Source organism: Bacillus cereus group sp. BfR-BA-01382 (assembly GCF_022663475.1).
GTDB lineage: Bacteria > Bacillota > Bacilli > Bacillales > Bacillaceae_G > Bacillus_A > Bacillus_A thuringiensis_S.
Genome location: NZ_JAKUFQ010000315.1, coordinates 1 through 354, shown reverse-complemented (window position 1 = coordinate 354; position 354 = coordinate 1). Strand labels below are relative to the sequence as shown.

The window sequence follows — 354 nt, the reverse complement described above, 5'->3', positions numbered from 1 at the left end:
CTCTATTTTATCAAACTTAGGCAATTCTATGAAATGAATTTCCAATAAATCAGTTAACATACATTTTTCAGTATCCTCATACAAATGGAACGTTGAACGATATGATTCTAACTCCAACATTTCAAATCCTAACAAATTGATGGTAATTGTTTTGGATAATTCTTTGAAGTTTTGTCCTGACTTGAAGTTTTCTGTGTATAGTTTAGACCAATAAAATAAAGTTCGATGAACCATATTATACTGATTAAGCAGTTGAACTTCTACATTAATCCTTTCCTTTTTACTTGTAATAGCTTTAATATCCAAAATCCCTTGTTTCTCTACTAATGATTCCTTTGTAAGCTTTTCTTCTCT

1 protein-coding gene is annotated in these 354 nt (G+C 29.1%); it reads right to left on the bottom strand.

Translation table 11 applies throughout. The annotated features are described in order from the left end of the window. A partial coding sequence (locus MR160_RS34135) for an Rpn family recombination-promoting nuclease/putative transposase (protein ID WP_242299249.1) occupies window positions 1-354 on the bottom strand: 354 nt, incomplete at both ends.